4 protein-coding genes are annotated in these 2,679 nt (G+C 44.8%); 2 read left to right on the top strand and 2 right to left on the bottom strand.

The genetic code is table 11. The features are described from left to right. Together AB4496_RS19165 and AB4496_RS19160 are read left to right on the top strand one after the other, a co-directional pair. A partial coding sequence (locus tag AB4496_RS19165; RefSeq protein ID WP_372131640.1) for a putative nucleotidyltransferase substrate binding domain-containing protein occupies positions 1–238 on the top strand: 238 nt, incomplete at its 5' end. A 5-nt stretch (positions 239–243) separates the two neighbouring features. Next, a complete protein-coding gene (locus AB4496_RS19160; protein ID WP_012604226.1) occupies positions 244–960 on the top strand; it encodes a 3'-5' exonuclease in 717 nt (238 codons plus the stop codon). Positions 961–1,088: 128 nt separating this feature from the next. Here the strand turns inward: AB4496_RS19160 and AB4496_RS19155 are convergent, their stop codons facing one another. Continuing rightward, entirely contained in the window at positions 1,089–1,781 is a 693-nt protein-coding gene (locus AB4496_RS19155; protein WP_102258603.1) for an MOSC domain-containing protein, read from the bottom strand. Positions 1,782–1,847: 66 nt separating this feature from the next. After that, positions 1,848–2,679, bottom strand: an 832-nt coding sequence (gene serC / locus AB4496_RS19150; protein WP_372131638.1) for a 3-phosphoserine/phosphohydroxythreonine transaminase, incomplete at its 5' end; no start/stop codon positions are given.

Genomic DNA, 2,679 nt, shown 5'->3' with positions numbered 1-2,679 from the left:
GGGTATTTTGCCAAAAGGTCGAGCTCAAGACTTGAAAGATGCGATGGAATTTATCTCTTTAGTTCGTATTCGCCACCAAGCACACGATGTCGACAACAACATCGAACCGGATAACAACATCGAACCAGAGAACCTTTCTGACTTCGAGCGACGTAATCTAAAGGATGCATTCCAAATATTAAGCAATGCACAGAACTTTCTTAAGTTCCGTTATCAAGCCAGCAATAAGTTTAAGTAGGCGCTATGAACAAACTATTCAGATCCCCAGCGGTTGATTGGCCATTTAAGTTTGCTCAGAAGCTCGAACGAGCGAGAGATGAACGCTTGAAGCAATTTTATAGCCAGCCTCTTCCTGCACCTGATACGCCATTATCAGAAGTGACTTTCTTAGCTGTCGACTTTGAGACAACGGGTTTAAACCCAAACAAAGATGGCATCATTACCATTGGTCTAGTTCCGTTTACGCTAAATCGAATCTACCTAAGACAAGCCAAGCACTGGACCCTGAGACCAAAGCAGAAATTGGAAGAAGACTCGGTTGTTATCCATGGCATCACTCACAACGACATCATTGATGCGCCAGACTTAAGTGAAGTATTAGATGAGATCTTAGAATCAATGGGCGGCCATATCCCAGTCGTTCATTATCGCCGCATCGAGCGTGATTTCTTGGATAACGCGTTGAAGGTCAGATTAGGTGAAGGAATTGAGTTTCCAGTCCTCGACACGCTCGAGATTGAATCTCAAATCCAAAACAAACTGGCCGGCGGTCTATGGAATAAGCTAAAAGGTAAGAAGCCTGCGTCAGTAAGGCTTGGTCAGAGCCGTCGTAGATACCACTTGCCTGACTATACTCCGCATCATGCGTTAACTGATGCGATTGCGACAGCGGAGCTTCTACAAGCACAGATTGCGCACCATTTTAGCCCTGATATGCCTGTTAAAGATTTCTGGTTATAGCTAGATAAACTAGTCGCTGTTAGTTACTGACTAATAAGTGCTCACCTCAGAACCAAAAACGCTCACATCTTCTAGATAGTGAGCGTTTTGTTTTGCGCATGATTGTCTTTTAAGCATGAATAGAAAGTCTACTCGGCTGTCGGGCCAACCAATCTCATTTCCCAATCTTCAACTTCGCCAGTTTGAAGTCGACGTTCTACGAGCGTGCCCCAAGATTCCACTAGAGGCAGCTCCGCCAATTCTCTAAGCTCTTGTTTATCCAAACAACCCGTGAACACCGCACCCATAACCCGGCTTAACGGCCATTCTGGGTAAGGTCTTTCACACAGGATAATCTCGTCGCCGGAGCCGATATCACCCTCTTCCAAAACACGGAAGTACCAGCCAGTTCGAAGGGTGTCTTGTAGCCTTTTCGCCATATCATTTTGATCGAATCGTACATTGAGCTTCCAACAAGGCATACGACCTTGTGAAACTTCCAGCAAGGTTGAACCAATTCGAATCTTATCTTTTAAACAAATGGAAGCTTCAGTCACCCCACTTGAACTTATGTTCTCGCCAAATGCGCCTGCAGATTGGAAGATGTCTTTGTCGCCCAGTTCTTGCTGCCAAACCGGATAGTGCTCACTTGGATAAATATGAAGGGCTTTCTGAATACCGCCATGAAAGCGAGGGTCGCCTTGCTCATCGTTAATAAATCCAAGCTCAGTGGCGTATTGGCGCTCAGATAAAACCTGCTTATTGATTGCACTCTGTGTACCGTGAGCAAAAGCAACGATCTTACCGCCCAAAACACTGTTTACTGTACCTAACTTCTTCATACCCTTCCTTTTCAGCAAGTAAAAAAAGAGGAGCTTTCGCTCCTCTTATTATGAATAACGCCCTATTTAAGCGTATTTCTCTTCAAAGTCTTTCATGAAGTTGACTAATACTTGCACACCTTCCAAAGACATTGCGTTGTATAGTGATGCTCGCATCCCACCTACCGCTCTGTGACCTTTTAGTGATTTCAGACCAGCAGCATCAGCCAACTCTAAAAACTTAGCATCTAGCTCTGGTTTCGCTAATTGGAATGGCACGTTCATTCTTGAACGGTTTACTGTATGAACATCGTTTCTGTAGAAAGCTGAGCTATCAATCGCATTATAAAGCAGCGCAGCTTTCTCTCTGTTCACTAATTCCATCGCTTCAACACCACCTTGAGCTTTCAACCACTTGAATACAAGGCCTGATAGGTACCAAGCGTACGTTGGCGGTGTGTTGAACATTGAGTCTTTTTCAGCAAGTACTTTGTAGTTAAGAATGCTCGGCAATACGTCGTTTGCTAGCTCTAGCAGATCATCACGCACGATAGCAATGCAAATACCAGCGGGGCCTATATTCTTTTGAGCGCCAGCGTAGATAACACCGTACTGAGACACATCGATCTTACGAGACAGAATGTTAGATGACATATCCGCTACGATTGGCTTATCCGTTTGAGGAAGCTCACTGATTTCAATACCATCGATGGTCTCATTTGGACAGAAATGTACATACGCCGCTTCCGGGTCGATTTTCCAATCTTTAGCTGGAACAACCGCTGCTTTGCCATCAATTGACGTCTTGGCGTTGAATACATCGATTTCGCAATATTTGCTCGCTTCAGTCACTGCACTTTCTGCCCAGTAACCCGCATCAATGTAAGTCGCTTTCGTCGCGTCACCTAAAAGGTTTAGA

The organism is Vibrio sp. 10N.222.46.A1 (genome assembly GCF_041473595.1).
GTDB classification, from domain to species: domain Bacteria; phylum Pseudomonadota; class Gammaproteobacteria; order Enterobacterales; family Vibrionaceae; genus Vibrio; species Vibrio tasmaniensis_A.
This window is presented reverse-complemented; position numbering and strand designations above follow the sequence as displayed.